Origin of the sequence: Cohnella hashimotonis, from assembly GCF_030014955.1 — a bacterium.
Taxonomy (GTDB): domain Bacteria; phylum Bacillota; class Bacilli; order Paenibacillales; family Paenibacillaceae; genus Cohnella; species Cohnella hashimotonis.
Genome location: NZ_JAGRPV010000001.1, coordinates 1,491,518 through 1,516,675 on the forward strand (window position 1 = coordinate 1,491,518; position 25,158 = coordinate 1,516,675).

The following is a 25,158-nucleotide window of genomic DNA, read 5'->3' on the forward strand; positions in this document are numbered from 1 at the left end:
ATCCCTTCTTCTTTCCAACGAACAACCGAAAGCAGGGAAGCGTATGAAATCGGGTTTTAGAAATGCATGGGTCGAACTCTCTTTTGCGGCGCCCGCATTGATTTTGTTCCTTATCATCGTCGTCTGGCCGTTCGTCAGTTCGTTCTATTACGCCTTGACGCAGTGGGACGGATTTTCCAAGCCGGTCTTTATCGGTTTCGACAACTTCGTCAACTTGTTCAAGGAACCCGGCTTTCGGATTGCGCTTCGCAATACGCTGCTTTTCGCGCTGGCCGGCCTTTTCCTGAGCAACGCGCTGAGCCTTGCGCTCGCGCTGGCGCTGAACAGGGCGGGACGCTCGCAGACGGTGCTGCGCACGATCTTTTATTTGCCGGGCGTCGTCAGCTTCGTCACGATGTCGATCGTCTGGACGATGATCTACCACAACGACGGCGCGCTGAACCAGCTGCTGCGGTCGATCGGACTCGGTTCGGCGGGACGGGAGTGGCTCGGCACGTACGATTCGGTCATGCCCGCACTGATCGTCATTATGGTGTGGGGCGGCGTCGGTTTTGGCGTCATCGTCTTTCTTGCCGGTCTCAGCTCGATTCCCGCCGAGCTTTACGAGGCGGCCAATCTGGACGGCGCAGGCCCGTTATCCGTTTTTCGCTACATCACCTTCCCGCTGCTCATGCCGTCGATCACGGTCGTGACTTTCCTCGGGCTGACGACGACGCTGCGGATGTTCGATCTGCCTTTTATCATGACGAACGGCGGTCCGGGCGACGCTTCGAACACGATCTCCCTGATCATTTACAAGCATGCGTTCAGCTACAGCAATTACGGGTATGCGACGGCCGGGGGCATCATTCTCTTTCTGTTCGTCGGCATCGTATCACTGCTTCAGCTCAGGCTGACGAGAAGCAAGGAGGTGCAGATCTAAGATGAGCGCACTTCAGACTTCGGCCCGGGCCAAACGGCAGGTCGATCGCGCCAATCGGGTGCCGGCGGGGGCAACCTCATCGCGGTCGTCGCTTCACGTCGTGTCCCAAGCCGCCACATGGCTCATGGGCGCGCTGTTCCTTGCTCCGTTTCTGCTGTTCTTCCTGAATACGTTCAAGGATAAAGCGCATATTTTCGACGCCTTTTACATGCCGGATCTCACGGACTTGAGCAACTACAGAACGATGCTGCGGAATACGGATTTCTTCGCTTCTCTGTCGCTAACGGTCGTCATCTGCGCCGTTACCCTGTTTTTTATCGTCCTGCTGTCCTCGATGGCCGGCTACATCATCAGCCGTTCCGAGCGCAAATGGATCAAATGGATGTACGCGCTGTTCGCGGCAGGCCAGATCATTCCCGCCCAGTCGAGCATGCTGCCGCTCTATAAGCTCGGGGTGGCGACGCATCTGATCAACACGCCCGTTTTTCTGATCATCATCTACGTGGCGGGGGGCACGGCATTTGCATCGCTGTTCTTCGCGGCCTTCACCAGAACGATCCCGCAGGCGCTGGAAGAATCGGCATTCATCGACGGCTGCGGACGGTACCAGACGTTTTTTCGCATCATCCTGCCGCTGCTGAAGCCGGCGACGGCCACGATCGTCACGACGACCGTGTACTGGTACTGGAACGATTTTCAAGGCCCGCTCATCTATCTGAATGCCGGCAAGGTCGCGCCGCTCATGATGTCCGTTTACAAATTCATGGGCGCCAACGCCACGGTGGATTGGGGACCGGTGTACGCGCTTTGCTTCCTGTCCGCCATTCCGATGATCTTGTTCTTCCTGTTTACGCAAAAGTATTTGCTGAAGGGCCTTGTCGTCGGCTCGGTGAAAGGCTAGGTTGCGAGGGCAGGCGAACGGGGAGGGTTTTTGACGATGCACGACAAGAACGAAGTGAACGACGCGGACGATGCAAACGTCGCGAACGGCGGCGGAGAAAATGCGTTCCAAACGCCTCCGCTGCGCTATCGGCCGTATCAGATCGTCCATGAATGGGGGGACGATCCGCGAACGAAGCTGGAGCGCCTGGCATCGCTCGGGATCGGCGGCATCGTGACGAACGTGCCCTGGGACGATCGTTATCTGCAGGCTGAGCGCGCATTCCGAGAGCTTGCTGCGCATATGGAAGCGGCAAGGGAAATGGGACTCGGCATCTGGCTGTACGACGAAAAAGGCTATCCCAGCGGCTCGGCGGACGGCCTCACGCTGTCAGGCCATCCGGAGCTGCAGGCGCGGGGATTGTACCGGATTTCGGTGACAGGCAGCGGACTTGCGCCGGTGGTCGTGACGCTGCCGGAAGACGGCATTCGCTTCTATTCCGCATCGCTGCACTCGCTAGAGGAAGCTGCGAATGGAACTGGGGCGCAATGCGCGGAAACGGCGGATGACGGATCGGCGGTGAGGACGAACGGCATCGAAGGCGAATGGGTGCTGCACGCTTACGTGGAGAAGTACTTGTACGAAGGCACCCATGCCCAGCGGAACGGCTGGTCGCCGCGGCGTTATCCCAATCTGTTGGACAGCCGGGCGGTTCGGCGGTTTATCGAGACGACGTACGAACCGTATGCGGCGCATATCGGCCAGGGACGAATCGGCGAAGCGGTGTCCGCCTTTTTTACCGACGAGCCAAGCCTGATGGCAGCTTATCAAAATACGGAAGAAACGTACGCGCGCGCCGTCGTGCCGTGGACGGAGGCGCTGCCCGGCCGTTTTGAGCGGGAGCATGGCTATGCGCTCGCGCCTTGCCTGCATGCGCTGTTCGAAGCCGACGGCGTAGCGGAGCGAACCGTTCGCGTGCAGTTTTACCGTACCGTCGCCGGCTTGCTTGCCGAGAGTTATTTTCGTCAGCTTGCGGATTGGTGCGGGTCGCGGGGCATTCGCTTTTCCGGCCATGCCCTGCTGGAAGAGAGCATGGTGTATCACGTCGCTTATTACGGCAGCCTCATGCGCGTGCTGCGGGAGATGCCGTTTCCCGGCGTCGACATGCTGACGACAAGGCCGCAGCGTTACCTCGACGATCCCTTCGGCTATCTGCTCGCGCCGAAGTTCGTCAGCTCCGCTGCGCGGGCCGCTGGGCGCCGGGACGTGATGGCCGAGATCTGCCCGGTTCACTTCGATCCGTCCGGCGCATTTACATACGACGGCGATGCGTCGCTAAGCGACATGACGGGAACCGCCAATCTGCTATATATGGGCGGTGTGACGCACATCAATTCCTATTACGGCGCCTTGGATATGGAGGAGGAGCGCTACCGGCGCTACTGCGCGCATGTCGGCAGGCTCGGCGTCATGCTGGAGGGCGCGGCGCATCTGCCCGATGTCGGCGTCTACTACGGCATCGAGACCTATCAGGCGGACTATAAACCGATTCGCCAGGCCGTACGCCACCAGCCGGGGCCGATGTGGGAGCGCCACGAATCGCTGCTGGCGACGGCTCGCGAGCTGCTGTCGGCAGGGCTGGATTTTAACTTCCTCGACGATCAGGCCATTTCGGATGCCAAGCTTAAGGATGGGGCGCTTGAAGTCGGCGGCATTTCTTATCGCGTTTTGCTTATGCAGGGCGTAGAGGTCATTCCGCTCGCCGTGCTGGAGAAGCTTCAGCGCTTCGAAGCGTCGGGCGGGCGGGTCGTCTGGACCGGAAAGCTGCCGGCAAGCGGCATTTACGCCGGAGAGCATGCCGAAGTCGTCCGGCGGATGCGACCGTGCGAGCTTGTCGAAAGGGGGGAAGCCGCAGTAAGGATACGGGCCGCCTGCTCCGAATCGATAGCTGAGCCTGTGCTTCGGATCGCGGGCGTCGAAGGCGGCGAACGTCTGCTCATGAGCCGTTACCGCAAGGACGGCGAGGAATTGCTGATGCTGTTCCATGCCGGCGACGGCATCGCGGAAGCGGTGCTGGAAGCGTGGCCGGAAGGCATACGAGGCGCCATCGTTTCCGACCCGGCGACGGGAAGCCAGTCCCGCGTGACTCTGCCTTTCCGGCTGCAGCTGCAGCCACACGGATGCCTGTTCTTACAGACGATGAGCGAAGGGGTTCGCCAACCATGTGGCTGATTCCCCCTTTTTTACAGGTTGATTTGAAAGCGAATTCATTTGAAGAAGGAGACGATCATCCATGATATATTCGCGTTTAAGGTTGAGGCCGGCCCTCATGACCATCTTTGCCCTGATGCTTGTCGTACAGCTTGTCGGCTTTGTGTTCTCGCCGGCAGTCGCGAATGCGGCGGCTTCGGTCGTTTATTACGTCAGCCAATCCGGGGGAGACGACGCCGCGGACGGCTTATCGGAGGCGACCGCCTGGAAGACGTTGACGCAGGTGTCGGAGAAGACTTTTCAGCCCGGAGACCGCATCCTGCTCAAGGCCGGCGACCGATGGACAGGAGAAACGCTGACCTTGCACGGCAGCGGCACGCCGGAACTTCCGATCGAGCTGTCGTCCTACGGGACGGGTGACAAGCCGCTTATTTCTCCGCAGTTGACGGACGCGTCGGCTATCACGCTCCATAATGAGGAAGGCTGGCGCATCGACGGCATCGCGATGGAAAAGGCGATGATGGGCATCAACGCGGAGTTCGACGGCGTCTACGACAAGCGGTCGCTCGCGTTCGAAAACCTCGACATCCGCGACATGGACGATACGTTCAACAGCAAGCCGAATCTGTACAATCACTTTTCGACGGGGATCGCCCTGAAGGGGAACGGAAATTCGTCGACGTACCATCTTCGCGGACTTACGATGAAGTCGATCGTGTTCGACAACGTGAATACGCCGCTTTTTCAAGGCGCCATTTCCCAATATACGAACACGGCCGGGTTCGGTACGAACGCCAGGTTCAAGGACGTTACGATCGACGGTCTGACCGCGACGAACGCCAAGCAATGGGGCTTCAACTTCCTGTTTATGGTGGATGCGGCCATCACGAATATCAGCGCGGAAAACGTAGGCGTGCTCGGCGGCACGCATGACGGCGTTAATCCCTACGGCATCGGCGGCGTTGTCGTCGCCAATTCGAAAAACGTCGTGTTTGACGGGGTTGAGCTTCGCAACATCGGCAAAGGCTCGCAGGGCTACGACGGCGTAGGCTTCGATTTTGAAGGCGGTACCGACGCTTCCAATGTAACGCTGCGCAACGCCGTCATAGACGGCATCGACGGCGCCGGCATTATGATCTTCGACAACGGCGGCGTGGGCGGCACCGACGGCGCCCATGTCGACGGCGCGACCGTTCGCAATTTTGGCAGAAGCCCCGGGAATTCCAGCGGCGGCATCAAGTTTTTCCCGAATAACAAGACGACGGGCACCATCCGGAACGTGACCATCGATCGAGGCGACGCGTTGGTTCCGTTCCTCGAAGGGACCGCCGACGGGTTCGCGCTGACGAACATGACCTACCTGCCGGAGGCCCTGCAGGCTGAATTCGTCGAGCTCGATACGACAACCTCGGGCGATTGGCGCAGCCGCTTCGGACGTGAAGGATATAAGCTGGAAAAATTCGAGTCGAAGCTTCCCGACTATGCCGTGCTGAACGAGACAAGCGGCGCGAGCGCGGTAGCCTGGCAGGCGTCGACCTCCGATCGCAGGGCGCTGACCAATGCGCAAGGCACGGCGCGTTCGGCAGGCGCGATGGTCTCGGCGGATAAGGGAGGCGCGCTTGTCTACGATCTGGATATGAAGGACGGCTTGACGCACCGGATCGCCTTTTATATGGCGGATTGGAATCGCGAGGGACTGAAGCAGTCCGTTACGGTCGAAGACGAAGCCGGAAATGTCCTGATCGAACCGCGGGAAATCAAGGATTTCGGAGACGGCGTTTATTTCGTATTCGATGCGGCGGGCCATGTCGTCGTCAAGGTGGCGGGGGCTGCGGACAGCAAGGCGGTCGTCGGCGGGATCTTTTTCGGCGATGCCAAGGCAACGCCGGTTCTGACCTTGAGCAAAGCGGCGGCCAAGCCCAGCATCGACGGCGATATTACGGATGCGGAGTGGCAGTCGGCCGAAAGCGTGGAAATGAGCGACGACGCGCAAGTGGTGCATGGGGAAGGCAGCCTGATTGGCGCGACCGAGACGGATCTGACAGGCAACGTTCGCTTGATGTGGGACGCCTTCGGCCTCTATCTGGCGGGAACCGTTCATGACAACGAGTATTTCAACCCTTATGGCCAGGGCGATCCGCTCAATAACAATGATGTCATCCAACTGACGGTCGACCCGATGAACCGCAAAACGCCGGGTACAGGCGATGCCTATATATTCGATTTCGTGCCGACGTCCGGCAGCGACCATAGCGGGCCGGCAGCGTGGTACGAGCATTGGAAATGGGGCGGCGCCGATTACCGGGCGGGCGTGAAGGTGGCCGGCAAAATAACGGCGGACGGTTATGCGCTGGAAGCGTTCGTGCCTTGGAGCGCGCTGCGCAAAAACGGGGAGTCTTTTATGCCGGGACCGAACATGAAGCTGGGCTTAGGGGTGATGATCGGCGATTTCCGCGCAAACGGCCAGCTGAAGGGGATCCTGACGAACTTCGGCCAAGGCGAAAATACGATCGGCGATGCCGCTTCGTACCGCACAGTTCTGCTCACCGAGCGCGCGACGGCCAGCGCGGCCGTATCCCGGGGCAAGCCGGTTACGGCTACCAGCAATAACGCGCCAAGCTCCGATCCCGCCATGGCGGTTGACGGAGACGAAGCGACGGCCTGGGTGGCGGCTAACGGCGATCTGCCCCAATCGCTCCAGGTGGATCTGGGCCGGTCTTATCGGCTTAACAAGATCGAACTGCTGTACCTGACGAACGACCCATGGAAATATACGCTCGAAGGCTCGAACGACGGGTCCGACTGGACCATGCTTGCCGATCGGTCGTCCAATACGGTGCAAGGTCCTGCCTTTGCGGACGACGTCGCGGGCAGCTATCGCTACGTGCGAGTCAACATGATCGCGGGCTGGGGCAACTGGGCGACGATGAAGGAGTTCAAGGTGTATACGGACGAATCGCTGCTTGCTTCGGCCGCGTACGCGATCGACGATTCCGCCCGTACGATCGCCGGCGTTCGCAGCGGAGAGTCGGTCGATACGTTCCTGAGTCAGCTCGCCTCGGTCAATTCTACGATCGGCCTGTTCCGTGCGGACGGGACGACGCCTGTGTCAGGCGGTACGATCGAGGACGGCATGAAGGTCATTCTGCAATCGACCAAGGGGCAGCAGCCTGTCGTCTACACGGTGAAGTCTGAGCCGCCGTTTACGATATCGAGCTCGTTCAAGGTCGGCAGCAGCGAGCATCCGGAAGGACTGGCGCCGGGCGAATTGCTCACGGGCATGCTGCAAGTGACGAACAACGGCGCGTCGGCTCAGACGGTCACGCTCGTGACGGCGTTGTTCGATGCCTCGGGCGAGGACGGAGCGATGGTTAACTTCTCGTATCAAACGCAAACGCTCGGCGCCGGCGCAACGTCGACGTTGACGGCGGGCTTCAAGCTGCCGAACGCGGTTGCCGGATATAAGGCCAAGCTGTTCGTCGTGAGCGGCAGCAACTTCTTGGCCCCGTCCGGAATTCTAAGCGAGCCGGCCGTCTTGGCCGGAAAGTAAGCCGTTAACAGTATTAGAAGTTCCGGACGACACAGAGCTCGTCCGGAACGGAGGAGGATATGGCCTATGAGAAAGTGGATCATAATGCTGATCGCCGCGCTGTTCATTCAGCTCTTGCCAGCCGTGGCGGGAGCAGCTTCCGGAGCTTTGACGGCCTCGATCGATCAAAGCGACCGCAAGGTAGTCATCGAGGGCAGGCTTGCGGAGCCCGGCGCCGAAGTGCTGGTCACGGTCACAGACCCGAACGGACGGCTCGACTACTTCAATCAGAAAACGACGGACGAAACCGGCGCTTTTCGCTTCAGCTACGTGAGCGGTTCGACGACGGCGGGCATCTATCGCGTTCGCGCCATCGGACCGTCGGGTGCCGGCGGCAACGACCTGCAAGCCGAATATACCTATACAGGTTCTGCAACGAACGGCAATGAGCCGGGAACGGGGGCCGTCTCACCGTCAGCAGATGTCGAGATTGTCTTGGGCGCGGACGGAACGGTTGTGTTAAAGCCGCGTCTCACCCGCGATCCGGTCAATGGCGGCCTCTACGCCACGATTGGCAGCGAGGCGCTGAAGCGGGCGATGGAATTGGCGACACCGGATTCTGGCGGGATGCGTCATCTCCTCATTCAAGCGAAGTCGGAAGAGCCGGCAAAAGCGTATCGTATCGCGCTGCCCGCAGCGGCCCTGAGCATGGATTCGAAATCGGCGTCCATTACGCTGGACACGCCGATGGCCGCCGTTACGGTCCCATCGGACATGCTGGCCGCAGAGGGAGCTTCGGTTGCGGAGTTTGCAATTGAGGAAGCGAGTCGCGACGGATGGAACGAGGCGACAAGCGCAGGCGTAGGCAATCGTCCGGCAGTCGATATCGCCCTTAAGCTCGACGGGAAGCCGGTAAATTGGCGCAGCGAGTCCTCTCAAGTGGATGTGACGATTCCCTATGCGCCCGCGTTAGCGGAACAGGACGCCGAAGAGCGGCTCATCGTCCGGTATGTCGACGATAGCGGCCAATCCGTTCCGATCCTTAACAGCCGGTATAAGGACGGCAAGGTCTCTTTCCGAACGCCGCATTTCAGCACGTATGCCGTCGCGTTCGGCGGAGAGACGTTCATGGATTTGCCCGTTGCCCACTGGGCGCACCAGGCTGTAGGCGCATTGGCGGCCAGGGGCATCGTCCAAGGGAGGACGGACGGTTCCTTCGCTCCGGCAGCTTCAGTAACGCGAGCCGAATTTTTGACGCTCCTGACGAGAACATTGGAGCTGCGCGCGGATGACGGCGGCAACATTTCAGGCGAGCTTTCTTTTAAGGACGTGTCCTCCAGCGCCTACTATGCGCCGGCGCTTCGCGCTGCGGCCAAGGCAGGTGTCGTCAAAGGCGACGGCAGCGGCAACTTTAGGCCGAGCGAGCGGATATCCAGGCAAGAGCTGAGTGCGATGGTCTATCGGGCGCTTGTCTCGACGGGACGGCTTGCCACGGCAGAGAGTCAGGCGGCAAGCATTGTTTTCAAAGATGAATCCGAGATCGCCGCTTACGCGCGAGACAGCGTCAAGGCGCTCGCTGACGCCGGCATTATGCAGGGCAGCAACGACGCGTTCCGTCCGGCTGCATCCGCTTCGCGGGCCGAAGCCGCGCAGGTTATGTATAAAATCTGGTTTGCGAATGCTGAATAAGGCGGCTCGATGGCCATTTCCGTCCGATGGGGCGGAGATGGCCATTTTTTGTTAAAATCAGTACTTTAAGAAACCGCCTCCAACCGATCATTATAGAGAGATGATATTTATAAGAGGGGTTCTTGAACAGAATGGCGAAAAAAACGATCATGCGCAAAACGTACCTCCGAGCGTTTGTCACCTCGGCTATTTTAATAACGGTCATTGTTAGCGCGTTTTCTCTGTACCTGGTGCAAAGGTTCTCCCAGTCCGCGCGGGACGAGGTTCTCTCGACCATACAGAACCAGCTGAAGCAGGTGCAAAAAAGCACGGAGTTTACGCTATACAAGCTCCGCTTGTACGGCATGCGGATGTTCGCGGACGAATTGGTCCGCGAATGGTTCTCGAGCCCGAACGATCCGCAGCTGCTCGTGCGCCTGTCGAACAGCATGAAGGAGTACGCCGCGTCCGAGCCTTTTATCCAAAATATTTATTTGATCAGCGCCAGAGAGAATCGCGTATGGACGCTGCGCGAGTCGATGTTCGACAATATCGATTTTTTCGATCAGCCGCTGCTTCAGAAGGTCAGGAACGACAGAAGTCCTTATTTCCGGTTTCAGGGGCACCGCGACGAGAAGCGGTCGTATATTTATTTGGCGATTCGCGACAACTCGATGAAAAACTCGGACGGCTATCTCGTCATGATGGTCGATAAACGCAACTTCGACGACAATGTGCTGCAGTCCGAGATATACAGCCAGATGCAGCTGCTCGTAACGGACGCCGCCGGCAATTTTATTCTTGGCAACGAGAACGAACGGCTGCTGACGGCGATCCCCACGTTCGGAGAGATGCCGGAGGGCAGCTTCGATTGGAAGGGCGACGGCCGGAAGTGGTTCGTTCATACGGCGCAAATCGAACCCGAAGGCTGGCACGTCTACCAGTTTACCCCTTGGGATGTCTGGCAGTACAAGCTGAAGGAGCTGCGCAACGCCATTTTATGGTCGGCGGTGGTCATGCTGACGCTCACGCTCATCTTCCTGTTCTGGGTTTCCCGCCGGCATTATATGCCGTTCAGCGAGCTGATCGGCTTGATTCAGCGCCATGGGACGGACGCGGACGAAAGCGGACGCCTTCAGCCCGAGCATCAGATTTTGCGCAGCGGGATCGGCAAGCTGGTGACGCAGGTCGAGCAGATGAACCAATCGGTCAAATCCAACCGGCAGACGATCCGGGAGGATATGCTGCGGTTATGGATTCGCAACGGGACGCTGCCGGCCGAAGCGCTTCAGTCGCTGATCGAGCTGACCCCGATCGCAAAAGCGATGCAGTTGGGGCTTGCGGTCGTCCGAATCGAATATTATTCCTCCTTCGAGGAGAAGTACAATTTTTATTCCAGAAAGCTGCTGAAATACGCCATGGGCAACATTGCACAGGAAACGCTGCGCTATCACCATGCAGAATGCGAAGCCGTCGATTTTGACGACGATCATATCGTATTGATCTGGGCCGGCTCGATGTCCGGCGAGGACATTCGCCGCATGCTGACGGATATGAAAGCAAATATCGACCGATGCCTGCATATCGCTACGGTATGTTCCTATCATAAGACGACCGAACAAAACTTTAATCTTCAATCCGTTTACCGGCAGGCGATAGAGTATTCCATGCTGAAGTTTTTGAACGGCGAGGACAGAATTTACGAGGAGTCGGATTGGAGCCGGTTTCAGACGCAAACGCTGGAGCCGTTCTCCGACAAGCTGATTCAACAGCTGCTTCAATCCGTCAGCAAGGGCGAGGAGCACGAGGCGTTCCTTGTCATGGAGCAGCTGTTCGCGCGCCTGCGGCATCTGCCCTTCGAAGAATGCAGATTCCAGCTCATCCGGCTCGTGTACGGCATGAAAAAAATATTTTTGCGGGCCGGCGCGCTTCAGGACTTCGACGGCGTATCGCGCCAGCTGGATCGCTTCGCCAACCTGAACGAGGTTTACGTGTGGCTGAAGAACGAGATGATCGCGTTCAAGGAACGCAACCAAAAGCCGGGCCGCGAGACGCGCAAGGAGGACGTCGTCGCTTCCGTCGTCGACTACGTAAGCAGACATTTGCAGGAAACGGTATTGACCGTCGAACAGATCGCCGAGCATATCGGTCTTTCCCCGAACTATGTGCGAACGATATTCAAGGATGTGTTGCAGCTGTCGCTCTCGGACTTTATCCTCGGCCTTAGGATCGAGAAGGCCAAAAAGCTGCTGCGCGCGACGGACTGGCCGATCACGCAAATTATGGATTCCGCCGGCTTCCAGACGAAGAGCCACTTCTTCACGGTGTTCAAGAAGGCGACTGGGATGACGCCCATGCAGTTCAGGTTCGAAGCGGACGATAGTCGCATCTAGGCAAGCATTAGAATGTAGGCAAGCATGATAGGAAGAGCCTCTATTTCATGGAACGATGAAATCGGGGTTCTTTTTTGCGTTTCGTTATAATGAGAACCTGCAAAACCGCATAGAAGCAGCCTTTTGATAGAACGAGAACTATCCAGAACCAGGAAAGCCCCGATAAGATGGGGGCACCGAAAGGGGAGGGAAATGTCCATGGGTAAAGTGTTGAAATCGTTATTGGCATTCGTAATTTTATTAGGGACATGGAGTTGGTCTGCGAACAACGCCCGTGCGGCGGAACGCGGCACGCTGAGCATGGATCAGACGGTCGTAGAACGAGGGCAGCCGTTGACGATCCGTTACGCGGGAGCTCAGGGCAAAAAGGACTGGATCGGCATTTACCTCAAAACCGAAACGCCGAAAAAGGGAACGAATGCCTGGAAATGGGGCTATGTGAACGACATCCCCGATGGCACGATCACGCTGACGGATGCAAGCGAAGGCAAAAAGGAATACCCGAGGCTGCAGGATCTGCCGCCGGGAGATTACTATCTCGCGTATTTGCTTAACGATGGTTATACGGAAAATGCGGATCGCTTTTATTTCCAAATCGTCAACAAAGCGATCACACAATTGAAAGCGGTTCCGGATTCGGTAGCGTTAAAGCTGGACGACCAGGAGAACAGCGCGCAGCTGCAAGTCGAAGCAACCTACAATACGAACGAAACGAAGGACGTGACGGCGGCAGCCGGCATTCAGTATGTCAGCAGCGATCCGCAAGTCGCGACGGTGACCGCGGCAGGATTGGTGCAAGCCGTGTCGGCGGGAGCCGCTACGATCAATATTGCGTTCGAAGGAACATCGGCAGCGGTCGAAGTCACGGTAGCGCCGGCGACGCAGGAACCCGGTCCGAAGCCGGAGATCGAGTTCAAGGTAATGAGCTTGAACCTGTGGGCGGGAGACGCCATCAAAAAGCACGGCAAAGACAAGGTGGTCGAGTTCCTCGAGAACGTGATCCGGGTGTCGGGCGCGGATGTCGTCGGCATCCAGGAATCCAACGATGCGATCGTGACGCAGGCAGCTGCAGCGCTAGGCTACAACATCAGCATCAGGACCGGCTCGGATCGCAGTCTCATCAGCAAATACCCGATTCTCGATGTCGATAAGGACAAGGACTATTACCTGATCGAGGTCGATCCGGGCAGAGCGGTGGCCGTCGGCAACGTGCATTTGAATTCCAAGCCCTACGGCCCCTACAGCATTGCGGACGGCATGGCCGTGCAAAGCGTCATTGCCGACGAAAATGTAGGGCATATGGTCGAGATGCGCAACCAGTTCGGCAAGCTTCCCGCGCTAGCCGAGCAAGGGCTGCCCGTCTTTCTGACGGGAGACTTCAATGTGCCGTCGCACCTGGATTGGACGGAGGCGACGAAGGACCGCTACTTCGGCAAAGCGGTGGAGTGGCCGGTATCGAAGAAGCTGGAGCAGCTGGGCATGATCGATTCCTATCGGGCCATCTATCCCGACCCGGCCGCGATGCCCGGCATTACCTGGGCGGTCGAAGGTACCGAGTGGAGAAAGCCGAAGGAAGTATACGATCGAATCGACTATGTGTATGCCGGAGGCCCTGCGACGACGCTCGGCAGCAAGCTGATCGGCGAGAAGGAAGTCAACGGCGGACCGACCTCCTATGCAGACGTACAACTGGACAGCTACTTGCCAGACCATCGCGCCGTCGTATCCACGTTCAAGGTGAAGCCGCGCACCTATGCGGACTTGAATTTGCCGTCGGCTCCCGAGCCCGAGCTTACCAGTACGCTGAATATGGATTTGAAGACGGTAGAGCGCGGGCAGCCATTGACCGTCCAATACACAGGGGCTCAAAGCGCTAAAGACTGGATCGGTATTTACCGCGCAAGCGAAACGCCGAAAAAAGGGACGAACGCCTGGAAATGGGCTTATGTCAGCGGTATTCCAAGCGGCACGATAACGATCACGGACGCAAGCGAAGGCCGCAAGGAATATCCGAGGCTGCAGGATTTGGCGCCGGGTGAATACTATCTCGCGTTTTTGCTTAACGACGGTTATACGGAGAACGCCAAACGCTTCTACTTCCAGATTGCGGACAAACCGACGGTATCCCAATTGACGGCTGTCCCGCAATCCGTGGAGCTGAAGCTGGGTGAAAAGGATAGCGAACAGCTGCAGGTCGATGCCACCTACAGCACGGCTGAAACCAAAGATGTGACAACGGTGGCGGGCATCCTGTATGTCAGCAACAAGCCGCAAGTGGCGACGGTCACTTCGGCAGGACTGGTAAAAGCCGTTTCGGCAGGAACGGCCGAAATCGGTATAACGCTTGAAGGGAAAACGACGACGGTCAAAGTGACGGTAAGTCCGACACCGACACCGACACCGACACCGACACCGACACCGACACCAACGCCGACGCCGACGCCGACACCGACACCGACACCGACACCGACGCCGACACCGACACCAACGCCGACGCCGACACCTACGCCGACACCGACACCGACGCCGACGCCGACGCCGACACCTACGCCTACGCCTACGCCAAGTCCGACGTCTGCACCAAGTCCGACGCCCGCGCCAACCGCCAAACCGTTGAATGAAGTGTTCAGCGATGTAGGCCGCAACAACCCTGTACAGGCTTCCATTCAGGCGATGTACGACAAAGGCGTCGTCCTCGGCACGCCGGATTATAAATTCAACGGCAATGCCGCGCTCAAGCGGGCGGACGCCATCATTTTGTTGAACCGTCTGTTCGGGATCAAGGACAACCTGACAACTGCGTTTCAGGATGTGAAGCAGGACAGCTATTTTGCCGGAGCCGTCGGGGCGGCCAGCGAGCTGGGCCTGGTTAACGGCACGGATGCGAATACGTTTAATCCCAAGGGCCATGTTAGGAATCTCGATTACCTGGTGATGTCCTATCGCTACCTGACCCTCCAGAAGTTCATTGCCGAGGGAGATCGCAACGATTCGGCAGCCGGAAAGCAGAATCTGGGCGACGTCCCGGGCTATGCCAGGGAGGCGGTCCGCTACTTCCTCGGTCAAGGTCTGATCGCGCAAGCCGATGTCTTGCGTCTGTCCGATGCGGTCACGCGCGAAGAGGCGGTCGTGCTGCTGGCGAAGCTTGATCGGATCTATCTGAACGCTGAATCGTAAGCTGTACGTTGAGGTTGCCGACTGTGCGAGCAGGGGCAGCCTCTTTTTCGTAAACCGGCGAGAAAAGAAGTTCTTGCTGCGTTTCGTTACAACGAGAACCTGCAAAAACCGCATAAGAACGGCGTTTTGGTAGAACGAGAACTATCCAGAACCGCGCGCCTTCCGATACGATGAGGACATCGAAAGGAGAGGGCACAATTGAGTTTCTTGCGGGAGCTTCACAAAAACAAAAGTATTTATGCGATGGCGTTGCCCGGTCTTCTATTCCTGCTCGTGTTCGCCTACTTGCCTATGGTGGGCCACGTGATCGCCTTTAAGAAGTTTTCCGTCTCGAAGGGCATATGGGGGAGCGAATGGAACGGCTTCAATAACTTCAAGTTCTTTTTCGGCAGCGACGACTGGATCCGCGTGACGCTCAATACGATGGGACTTAACGCGCTGTTTCTCGTCTTCGGCCTCGGCCTGGCCGTGATCCTGTCCATCGCGCTGAACGAGATTCATGCCCGACTTTACAAGAAGCTGGCGCAATCCATTATATTTCTGCCGTATTTCGTCTCCTGGCTGGTCGTCAGCCTGATGGTTTTCGGCTTGCTCAATTCGACGAACGGCATGATCAATCACGAGCTGCAGTCGCTTCATATCGGCGCGATCGATTGGTACAGCACGCCGGCGTATTGGCCGGCCATCCTGACCGTCATCTCCATCTGGAAGTTTGCCGGATACAACTCGATCATCTTTTTGGCGGCCATCTCGGGCATCTCGGACGAGCTTTACGAGAGCGCACGCATCGACGGCGCGAACCGGCTTCAACAAATCTTTTACATTACATTCCCTTTGCTGAGACCCACTTTGGTTATATTGACGCTGCTGGCGGTCGGGCGGATCTTCTATGGGGACTTCGGTATGATCTACGGCATCGTCGGCGAGAACTCGCTGCTTTATCCGACGACCGACGTGATCGATACGTTCACGTTCCGCGCGCTTCGCGGGCTGGGCGACTTCGGCATGGCATCCTCGGTGGCGCTCTACCAGTCCGTCATGGGGCTATTGACCATTCTGCTGTTTAACGGACTCGTTAAAAAATACGATCCTGATTCCAGGCTTTTCTAAAGGAGAACCCGCAAATGCAACGACGTTCGAAAACGAGTATCGGCGATCGGCTCGTCAACGGTTCCGCTTATGCGATTACGACGCTTTTCGCCCTCTTTTGCTTGATTCCGTTCTGGATGGTCATTATCGGCTCCTTTACGGACGAGAGCAGTCTGAGAGCGGAGGGCTTCAAGCTGATCCCCAGCAAGCTAAGCCTGTACGCCTATGAATTTTTGCTGCGCGGCGGGCAAGTGTACCGAAGCTATCTCGTGACGATCGAGACGACCGTCATCGGCACGCTTACGGCGGTCCTGATCAGCGCCATGTTCGCCTACGTGCTCGCCCATCGCAAGATCAAGTACAAAAATGCGTTGTCGTTTCTCACCTATTTTACGATGCTGTTCGGTTCGGGTCTTGTCGGCTTTTACATTCTCGTCGTCAACTGGCTGCATCTGAAGGATACGCTTTGGGCCTTGATCCTGCCGTATCTTCTGAACCCGTTCAATACGTTCGTTCTCGTATCGTTTTTCCGTACGGTGCCGTACGAGCTGAACGAAGCCGCGACGGTCGACGGCTCGGGCGAATGGCGGACGTTCTTCCGCATCATCCTGCCGATCACGACGCCGGTCCTCGCCACGACGACGCTGCTGTACGCCTTGCAGTACTGGAACGACTGGTGGCTCGCGCTTTTGTTCATCGACGACTATACGCTGCACCCGCTTCAGATCATGATTCGGCAGCTCATCTCCAACATGAACGCCGCAGCTTACATTCAGGGCGCGTCGACCGGCCAGCTCCAGCAGATCCCGGCCTACGGGGTGCAGCTGGCGACCGTCTGCGTGACCATCGGACCGATCGTGCTGCTGTATCCGTTTCTGCAGCGCTACTTCGTCAAAGGGCTGACGATCGGCTCGGTCAAAGGCTAATTCGGGCTATAACCGGCATTATTCGGTTGAGCATATAAAGAAACATTCCAGGGAGGCAATCGAAATGAAAAGAAAATGGATGCTGCTGGCGTGCTTGACGACGCTGACCGCCTCGGGCGCGCTGGCCGGCTGCAGCGGCGGGGACGACAACAAGGAAGCGGAGGGCTCAAGCCCTGCCGGCACGAAGCAAGCGCAACAAAGTGAGGCGCTTAGCCCCGCCACGTTAAAGATTTATATTCCCGGAGACCGCCCCAAGGATATGGACGCCGTCATCGCCGAAGCCGAGAAGCGGATGGAAGGCACGCTTAACGTCAAGCTTAACATCACGTTTATTCCATGGTCGGATCTGGACAATAAAACGTCGCTCGCGCTCGCTTCCGGGGAAGCCGTCGACCTGATCTTCGATGCGCCGTGGCTGCATATGAACAAGATGGTCGCCTCCGATACGTACGAGGATCTGGAGCCGCTGCTGCAGCAGTACGGTCAGACGATACTGAAAACCCGGCCGCAGGAAATGTGGGACGCGAACAAGTTTAACGGCCATATTTACGGCATACCGCTCGGCGTCTCTCAATATCAGATCAAGGGCTTCTACATCCGCAAAGACTTAAGAGAGAAGTACGGCATGCAGCCGCTGAAAACGTTCGACGATCTCTCGCAGTACCTGTACAAGGTGAAAGAGAACGAGCAGGGGATGAGTCCGCTGACGACGCTCGTGTCGACCGACCGCATCACGAACGCGTATCCCTTCTATTTCGATTCGACCTACGACGTCAAGCAGGAAATTCCTGAGATGTATCCTTTCTTCTATAAGAAAAACAATGACGGAAAAATCTATACGCTGTTCGAAAATAAGGACGAGGGCATCTGGTCGGGCATTCAGGGCATGCGCAAATGGTATCAGGACGGCATCGTGAACAAGGATAACCTGGCGGTGCAGAACGAGCGGGATTTGTTCACGGCGGGAAAAACGGCGGCGATCACTTCAGCGGACGTCGGCATCCCGTCATCGATCCAGGACGCCGTCGGCAAGCTCGGCGGGTCGGCCGAATGGGTCACCTTTATGGATCCGTCGCAAAAGTACCAGACCGACTTCAAGCAATGGAACTTCATCAGCGTGCCGAAGAGCAGCAAAAACAAAGAGCGCGCCATCATGTTCCTGAACTGGGCGAACGAAAAAGAAAATTACGATTTGCTCAGCTACGGCCTGGAGGGGAAAAACTGGGAGGCAGTCGGCGAAGACGGCTTCAAGGCGCTGAACGGCGATTATCCGAACTTCGGCTTCGACTGGATCTGGAACCCGACCAACGAACGCTACGACGCGTCCCTGTCGCCGGATGAGCTGAAATGGTGGAACTGGGCGAAGGACGCGGCCAACTTCACGAAGTCGAAGGATTCCGGCTTCACGTTTAATCCAGAGCCGGTGCTGCAAGAGATGGCAAGGCTGAAGGCGAACTCGTACGTTTATCCGATTCTGCTAGGCACGCTCGATCCGGACAAATCCTTTGCCGACTTCGAGGCCAAATACGGAGCGGATCTGAAAAAAATTCAAACGGAATATCAAAAGCAACTGGATGCTTATCTGGCGGCGCAGAAATAAGGAGATTCGAAAATGGCCTTGAGCAGGTTTCCGCACAATCCGATCGTAGCAACGAACGACGTAAAGCCGATCCATCCCGATTTTCAAGTCGTCGGCGTATTTAACGCAGGGGTGGCGACCTTTGGAGACGAGATTATTCTATTGCTGCGCGTCGCGGAGATGCCCATTCAGTCCGACGATAACCAGGTGTTGGTGCCCGTGCTGAGCGAAACAAGCGGACAATTGGAAATCATCCGCATCGCCAAGTCGGACGACCGGTACGATCTGTCGGATTCGCGCGTGATCAAGCAGCGGGGCAAGTACGCGTACCTGACCTCCCTCTCCTATCTAAGGATTGCGCGCAGCGCCGACGGTGTGCGCTTCACGGTGGACCCCGGTCCGGCGATGCTGCCGGACGGCCCGCTGGAGGCCTGGGGCATCGAAGACCCGCGGATTACGCAGATCGGCCGCCAATATTACATCACGTACAGCGCGATCTCGTCAAAGGGCGTGAGCGTCGGCGTCGCCGTGACGGAGGATTTCGTGACCTTTGCGCGAACCGGCACGATGCTTCCTCCTGAGAATAAAGACGTCGCGATTTTCCCCGAAAAAATCTGCGGCAGCTATTATGCGCTCCATCGTCCGGTCCCGAAGGCGATCGGTTCTCCCGAGATGTGGATCGCGCAGTCTCCCGATCTCATTCACTGGGGACGGCATCGGCATCTGATCGGCCTTCGGGAAGGTCAATGGGACGGCGGGAGAATCGGCGGCGGCGCCGTCCCGATCCGGACGCCCGAGGGCTGGCTTGCCCTGTACCACGGCGCGGACGAGACGGACCGCTATTGCATGGGCGCGCTGCTGCTGGACCTGGCGGACCCGGCCCGCGTGATCGCCAGATCCCGCGTGCCCATCCTGGAGCCGGAAGCGGAATACGAGGTGAACGGCTTTTTCGGCCGGGTCGTCTTTTCGTGCGGCGCGCTGCTGCTGGATCGGACGATCCGCATGTATTACGGCGCCGCGGACGAAGCGATGGCCGGCGTGGACATCCCGTTGGCCGATATTTACGACACGCTGTATTGAAAGGGCGGAGGGCAGTGCGAGCTGCCTTCTTTTATCCCGATATTGGAAGGCGCTTTCAAATTGCGTTGAGTTTAAAAAAAGGAGCGCATGTACATGGCTGAACCTGTGCAAAGGTTTGTGAAAAAGTGGCTTTGTCTTGTTCTGATCGGTTCGATGATATCGTCCTTGTGGGTATCGGCCTCCGCGGCGGCGAGCACGTCCGACGGGACGAACGCGGCGCAGGAGATCGCCGATATGAAGCGGATGAAACAACGGATGGTCGAATTTTACATCTCCAAAGACATCATCAACGACGGAACGAACGGCCGGGTCGAATGGACGTTCAAATCGCAGGCCGCCGCTTACTTGTCCAGCCAAAAGCCGGACGGAAGCTGGGCGGACGTCGATTATGCGAGCAAGCAATCCGCCGCCAACGGGCGAGGGTGGCCTTCCTACCTGGCCCTGGACCGGATGCAGTCGATGGCTGCGGCGTTCGCCGATCCGAAGAGCCTGAGCTATCATAGCGAAGCGATGCTGGACGGCATCAAGCGGGCGCTGGATCATTGGTTCACGGTCAAGCCCACTTCGACCAACTGGTGGGAGAACACGATCGGCACCCAATTAAGGCTGGAGAAGGTCGCGCTGCTGTGCGAAGGCTACTTGACGGCGACGCAAGCCTCCAATATCGTCGGCACGCTGGACAGCAGCCCGAACACCGTCGACGGCGCCAATTCGTCCTGGTACAACCAAAACTACATGTACCGGGGCTTGCTGCTCGAGGATGCTCAAAATGTCCGGAATGCCGTGGACGCCTTTAACGTGCTGTCGGCCGTGACGACGACGGTGACGGGCATCCAGTCGGACATGTCTTTTTTCCAGCATGGCAAAACCAACTATACGACGGGCTACGGCAGAAGCTTCGCCAGAGACATGTCGTTCTGGGCGTACGTTACTTCGGGTACCGTCTTCGCCTACAGTCAAGCGGCGATCGACTCGCTGTCGTCCTACCTGCTCGACGGCACCCGATACCAGGTGAGAGGCGACGTCGCCGACCTGGGCATGGGGATGAACGGACCGGACTGGCCGGACTACGCGAGCGCGGCCCTGACCTTCTATGAAGATCCGATGCAGTGGATGGAGGCGGCCAATCCGAAGCGGGCTTCGGAGTTTGCGAGCTTCCTGGACAATATTCGCCGGATCGGCACGAGTACGAGCAACGGACTGAACGACAACAATATGACGCAATGGCAGACGCTCGTCTCGTCCCATATGCGGGCGGACTACGGCATTACGGTCAAGATGTCCTCCAGCACGGTGAAGGGCGGCGAATGGAGAACGATCAATCCGGGCGGCTACAACCTGCTGTACTGGACGCCGCAGGGCGCGACCGCCATCCAGCGGACGGGCGACGAATACAGGCCGGTCTACCCGTTGATGGACTGGATGCACGTTCCGGGCACGACGGCTCCTTACGTACTTACGAAGGACGGGAATTTCAACAATCCCCGGACGTTCGTAGGCGGCGTGACCAACGAGCGCTACGGCGCCACCGCCTTCGACTTCAACAAGCTGAGCACCAGCGGCAAAAAGGGCTACTTCTTTTTCGACGACGAAATGGTGGCGCTCGGCGCGGGCATCGCTTCCACGAACGCCGCTCCGATCCATACGACCTTGAACCAAAGCAAGGCGGTCGGCGACGTGATCGTGGACGGCCAGACGATGGCGGAAGGGACGAAGCAGACGAACGGCAAGTGGGCCTACAACGATCGGATCGGCTATGTATTCCCGAATCCGACGGACTTCCAGGTCAAGCTGGAGACGAAAACCGGCAAATGGAGCGACGTCGTCACGGGCAGCTCGACGGAGCCGATCACGAAGCCGATCTTCTCCATCTGGCTCGATCATGGCGTCAAGCCGACCGGCGCTACCTACCAGTACATCGTGCTGCCGGACAAATCCGCCGAAGAGGTTGGCAGCTACGCGAGCGACAACCCGATCCGCATCCTTTCGAACACGGCATCGGTTCAGGCCGTTCGGCACGAAACGCTGCGCCTGTCGGAAATGCTGTTCTATCAGCCGGGAACGGTGACGGTAAGAGACGGGCTGACGGTTGCTGTGGATAAGCCCGCCATGGTCATCGTCGACGAATCTGCGTCGCCTGTGCGCATCTCGGTCGCCAATCCCGAGACGCCGGGAATTACGGTGAACGTGACGCTGGACCGGGACGGGGAAAAGACGACGACGACGTATCGGCTCGGCAAAGACATCTTCGCCGGCCGAAGCGTGACCCTGAACGAGGGAGCCGCCCTCGACGACAGCGGATTCGACCTTGCCTACACCAAAGGCGCGGCTGCTTCCTCCAGCCAAGGCAAGCAATTCGCCTCGAATGCGACGGATTTGTACAGAACGTCCTACTGGCATTCGAACGCTTCGGACGACGAATGGCTTTACGTGGATTTGCAGGACTCATATACGATCAATAAAGTCCGCTTGAAGTGGGAGTCGGCCTACGGGAAAAGCTACAAAATTCAAGTGTCGAACGATGCCGTCGCCTGGACGGACGTCTACGCCACCTCGCTTGGAGACGGCGATATCGACGACATTTCCTTCGGCAAGGTAAACGCCAGGTACGTCCGCATGCAGGGCGTCCGGCAGGGGAACGCGAACGGCTATTCGCTGGCTGAATTCAACGTCTACGAGGCGGTCGCGCCCAATCTCGCGGAAGGCAGGAACGTGGTAGCGAGCTCGATCCGGGCGGCCGACGTATCGGCGGGCAATGCGGTCGACGGCTCGCTGACGACCCGCTGGGGATCCAACTACACGGATCAACAGTCGATTTACGTCGATCTGGGCGCAAGCCAGACGATCGCGAAGGTCGTGCTGCATTGGGAGGCCGCGTACGGCAAGGAGTATCAAATCCAGGTTTCCGACAATGCGGCGGATTGGACGACCGTTTACAGCACCGCGAACGGAGACGGCGATATCGACGAGATCGCCTTCGAACCGGTGAATGCGAGATACGTCAAGATGAACGGCTTAAAAAGAGGAAGCACCTACGGCTATTCGCTCTGGGAATTTAAAGTGTACGGCGCCGAGACCGCGGAGCGGATACCCGCCCGGGTCGAGCTGAAGGCGACGCCGTCTTCCGCGACGGTCGGCGACGACGTGTCCGTCTCGGGCGTTGTGTATGACGGCGACGGGCTTCCGATATCCGGCGTGGCCGTCGAAATTTCGGCATCGCCGGGCAGTGCAGACACCGTTCGCGCGATCACGGACGAAAACGGCGGGTTCAGCCATATTTACGCGGCGCCGGGGGTTGCCGGCGACATGACGATCTCGGTCATCCTGCCTTCGAGTCCGTCTGTAACCGGAACGATCGTCGTGCCGGTGAAGCGGGCTCAGCAGGTGCCGGTTCGAATCGGGCTGCAGGCGACGCCAACTTCCGTGGCGGTCGGCGGGGCCGTGTCCGTAACGGGAATCGTCTACGACGGCGACGATCTGCCGGTTGCTGGCGTAGAGGTCGAGCTCGCTGCTTCCGCGGGCGGCTTCGAACAGACTACAGCGGTAACGGATGAGAACGGCGGATTCAGCGCGATCTTTAAGGCACCGTCTGTTGCGGGAGAAGTGACGATTACGGCCGCTTTGGCCGCGAATCCGTCCGTGGCGAACACGATTGCCGTTTCGGTTCATGAGGCCGTGCAAGTGCCCGCTCGCATCGAGCTGCAGGCGACGCCGTCTACCGTGACGGCGGGGAGCGAAGCGTCCGTCGCGGGCGTCGTATACGACGGCGACGATCTGCCTGTCCCCGGCGTAGAGGTCGAAGTCTCGGCCTCGGCGGGCAGCGTCAAAACCGTGAGACTTGTAACGGATGCGAACGGCCGGTTCGACACGGTGTACACGGCACCGTCCGCAGCCGGAGAAGCGACGATCACGGCCGCCTTGACCGCTTATCCGTCTGTGACGAACGCGGTTAAAGTGTCCGTCGGCCAAGCCGAGCAAGTGCCTGTCCGAATCGAAATGCAGGCTGCGCCATCCGCCGTGTGGACCGGAGACGAAGCGACCGTGACGGGCATCGTAACGGATCGCGACGGTCTGCCTGTGTCCGGCGCAGCGGTTGAGCTCGCGGCTTCATCGGGCAGCATTCAGGCGTCCAAAGCGACAACGGATGCGAACGGCCGGTTCAACGTTCGCTTCACGGCACCATCCGCTGCCGGAGAGGCAACGATCACGGCCACGTTGTCCAAGACGCCGTCCGTGACCGGCAAAATAAGCGTCTCCGTCCACGAGCGTCCAAACGGCGGCAATCCGAACGGAGGAACCGTGACGCCGCCGGCCAAACCCGACGAGCCAAGCGATGGTCCGGACACGCCGGACGTTCCAGGCCGCGAGTTCTCGGACATCGCCGGTCACTGGGCGCAAGCGAGTATTATGGAAGCCGCAAAAAGAGGGATCATTACAGGCTATCCGGACGGCTCGTTCCGTCCTTACCGCACGGTGACGCGCGCCGAATTCGCGGTCATGCTGGTCAAGGCGCTCAAGCTTCAGAACGAAGCGTCGGTCCTGTCCTTCGAGGACGCGGACCGAATCGGCCAATGGGCCCGGACGGCCGTTGCGCAAGCCGTAAGCATGGGGCTGATCCGGGGCGACGCGAACGACAACTTCCGTCCGGACGCGCCGTTGACAAGATCGGAAATGGCCGTCATGCTCGCGAGAGCGTTGAGCCTGACGCCTGAAGCGGCGTCCGCGGGCTTCACGGACGATCGCGACATTCCGGCCTGGGCCGTCGGCGCTGCTGCCGAGATGAAGAAGCTGGGCATCATGCAAGGCAAAGGCGGCAACGGCTTCTTCCCGAACGACGTCGCGACGAGAGCGGAAACGGTCGCCGTACTGCTCCGGATGCTGGAGGCGAAGGAAAAGGAACAGGAATAACAATAAGGATTAGCACAAGAAGAAGCGAGAAAAACCGAATGATCGAAGTGCCAGCCCCTTTCTCGATATTTTTCGAGGAAGGTTTTTTCTTAATTTGCAACACGTAGAAAATCGAGGAGCACACACTTGCTGCACTTGCTAACTTGGATGTGTCGAGCCATTTTCTAGAGTACTGAAACAGCCGGCGGAAGTAAATAGGTATAGCTCGAGCAAACAATTGGAGGGAGAAATCCGGTTCAACTACGCTAATCTTGATTCAATTGAGCGGGGAGTGTGGGGCGATAAGTGTTCAAAAGCAGTTAATCGGCGCGCTGAACCAGGACGGGGTGAAATAAGTGTTCAAACGCAATTAATGAGATCAAAATCGGACCAAAAACGTTCGAAGTTGACAATTTAACTGCACTTTAACACTTATTCCATCCAGGACGTCGCGATCAAGGGAAATAACGGCTTTTTAACAGCTATCGGACGGGGCGCGAGCGCAAGGCCACGAGCGCAAGGACGCCAAGCCCTCAGGCTTGGTGTTGTTCATAGTTCACGATCGCCCTTATCGGCCTCGGAATACTCGCAGTCCCGTCAAGTAACGCTGTACAGTGCCTATTCGGTTCGGCATACAACGCAGACCCGTCAAGTAACGCTTTAAAGCGTCTCTTTACCCCAGATTACGCCGCTGTCGTGTCAAGTAACGCTGTACAGCGTCTCTTCGGCTACGAATACGCCGCAGTTCCATCATGTAACGCTATACAACGCCTTTTCAGCTAGCGGTCGGCTATTGGAACAACTGTTTGGGACCAGA

At 58.1% G+C, this 25,158-nt stretch carries 12 protein-coding genes; all 12 read left to right on the plus strand.

Features of this window, described 5'->3' with window-relative positions:
- Window positions 1–43 precede the first annotated feature (43 nt).
- The 12 genes from KB449_RS05795 to KB449_RS05850 all read left to right on the plus strand — a co-directional run bounded on the left by KB449_RS05795 (window position 44) and on the right by KB449_RS05850 (window position 24,362).
- Window positions 44–922: a carbohydrate ABC transporter permease gene (locus KB449_RS05795; RefSeq protein ID WP_282907467.1), complete on the plus strand. Its 879-nt coding sequence runs from the start codon at window positions 44–46 to the stop codon at window positions 920–922.
- 1 nt (window position 923) lies between these two features.
- Window positions 924–1,823: a carbohydrate ABC transporter permease gene (locus tag KB449_RS05800; protein WP_282907468.1), complete on the plus strand. Its 900-nt coding sequence runs from the start codon at window positions 924–926 to the stop codon at window positions 1,821–1,823.
- 36 nt (window positions 1,824–1,859) lie between these two features.
- A complete protein-coding gene (locus tag KB449_RS05805; protein WP_282907469.1) occupies window positions 1,860–4,034 on the plus strand; it encodes a glycosyl hydrolase family 2 protein in 2,175 nt (724 codons plus the stop codon).
- A 97-nt stretch (window positions 4,035–4,131) separates the two neighbouring features.
- A complete protein-coding gene (locus KB449_RS05810; protein WP_282907470.1) occupies window positions 4,132–7,563 on the plus strand; it encodes a discoidin domain-containing protein in 3,432 nt (1,143 codons plus the stop codon).
- A gap of 66 nt (window positions 7,564–7,629) precedes the next feature.
- Window positions 7,630–9,231 carry an S-layer homology domain-containing protein gene (locus tag KB449_RS05815; RefSeq protein WP_282907471.1) on the plus strand — a complete coding sequence of 534 codons (1,602 nt, stop codon included), beginning with the start codon at window positions 7,630–7,632 and terminating at the stop codon, window positions 9,229–9,231.
- 131 nt (window positions 9,232–9,362) lie between these two features.
- Window positions 9,363–11,603 (plus strand): helix-turn-helix domain-containing protein, encoded by a 2,241-nt coding sequence (locus tag KB449_RS05820; RefSeq protein ID WP_282907472.1) that lies wholly within the window; start codon window positions 9,363–9,365, stop codon window positions 11,601–11,603.
- 198 nt (window positions 11,604–11,801) lie between these two features.
- Window positions 11,802–14,780 (plus strand): S-layer homology domain-containing protein, encoded by a 2,979-nt coding sequence (locus tag KB449_RS05825; protein WP_282907473.1) that lies wholly within the window; start codon window positions 11,802–11,804, stop codon window positions 14,778–14,780.
- 198 nt (window positions 14,781–14,978) lie between these two features.
- Entirely contained in the window at window positions 14,979–15,890 is a 912-nt protein-coding gene (locus KB449_RS05830; RefSeq protein ID WP_254638939.1) for an ABC transporter permease, read from the plus strand.
- 14 nt (window positions 15,891–15,904) lie between these two features.
- Window positions 15,905–16,795, plus strand: coding sequence for a carbohydrate ABC transporter permease (locus KB449_RS05835; protein ID WP_217592277.1), 891 nt, complete (start codon window positions 15,905–15,907; stop codon window positions 16,793–16,795).
- A 64-nt stretch (window positions 16,796–16,859) separates the two neighbouring features.
- A complete protein-coding gene (locus KB449_RS05840) occupies window positions 16,860–18,395 on the plus strand; it encodes an extracellular solute-binding protein (RefSeq protein ID WP_282907474.1) in 1,536 nt (511 codons plus the stop codon).
- A gap of 12 nt (window positions 18,396–18,407) precedes the next feature.
- Entirely contained in the window at window positions 18,408–19,454 is a 1,047-nt protein-coding gene (locus KB449_RS05845; RefSeq protein WP_282907475.1) for a glycoside hydrolase family 130 protein, read from the plus strand.
- 93 nt (window positions 19,455–19,547) lie between these two features.
- Window positions 19,548–24,362 (plus strand): polysaccharide lyase family 8 super-sandwich domain-containing protein, encoded by a 4,815-nt coding sequence (locus tag KB449_RS05850; protein ID WP_282907476.1) that lies wholly within the window; start codon window positions 19,548–19,550, stop codon window positions 24,360–24,362.
- The last annotated feature ends 796 nt before the right edge of the window (window positions 24,363–25,158 follow it).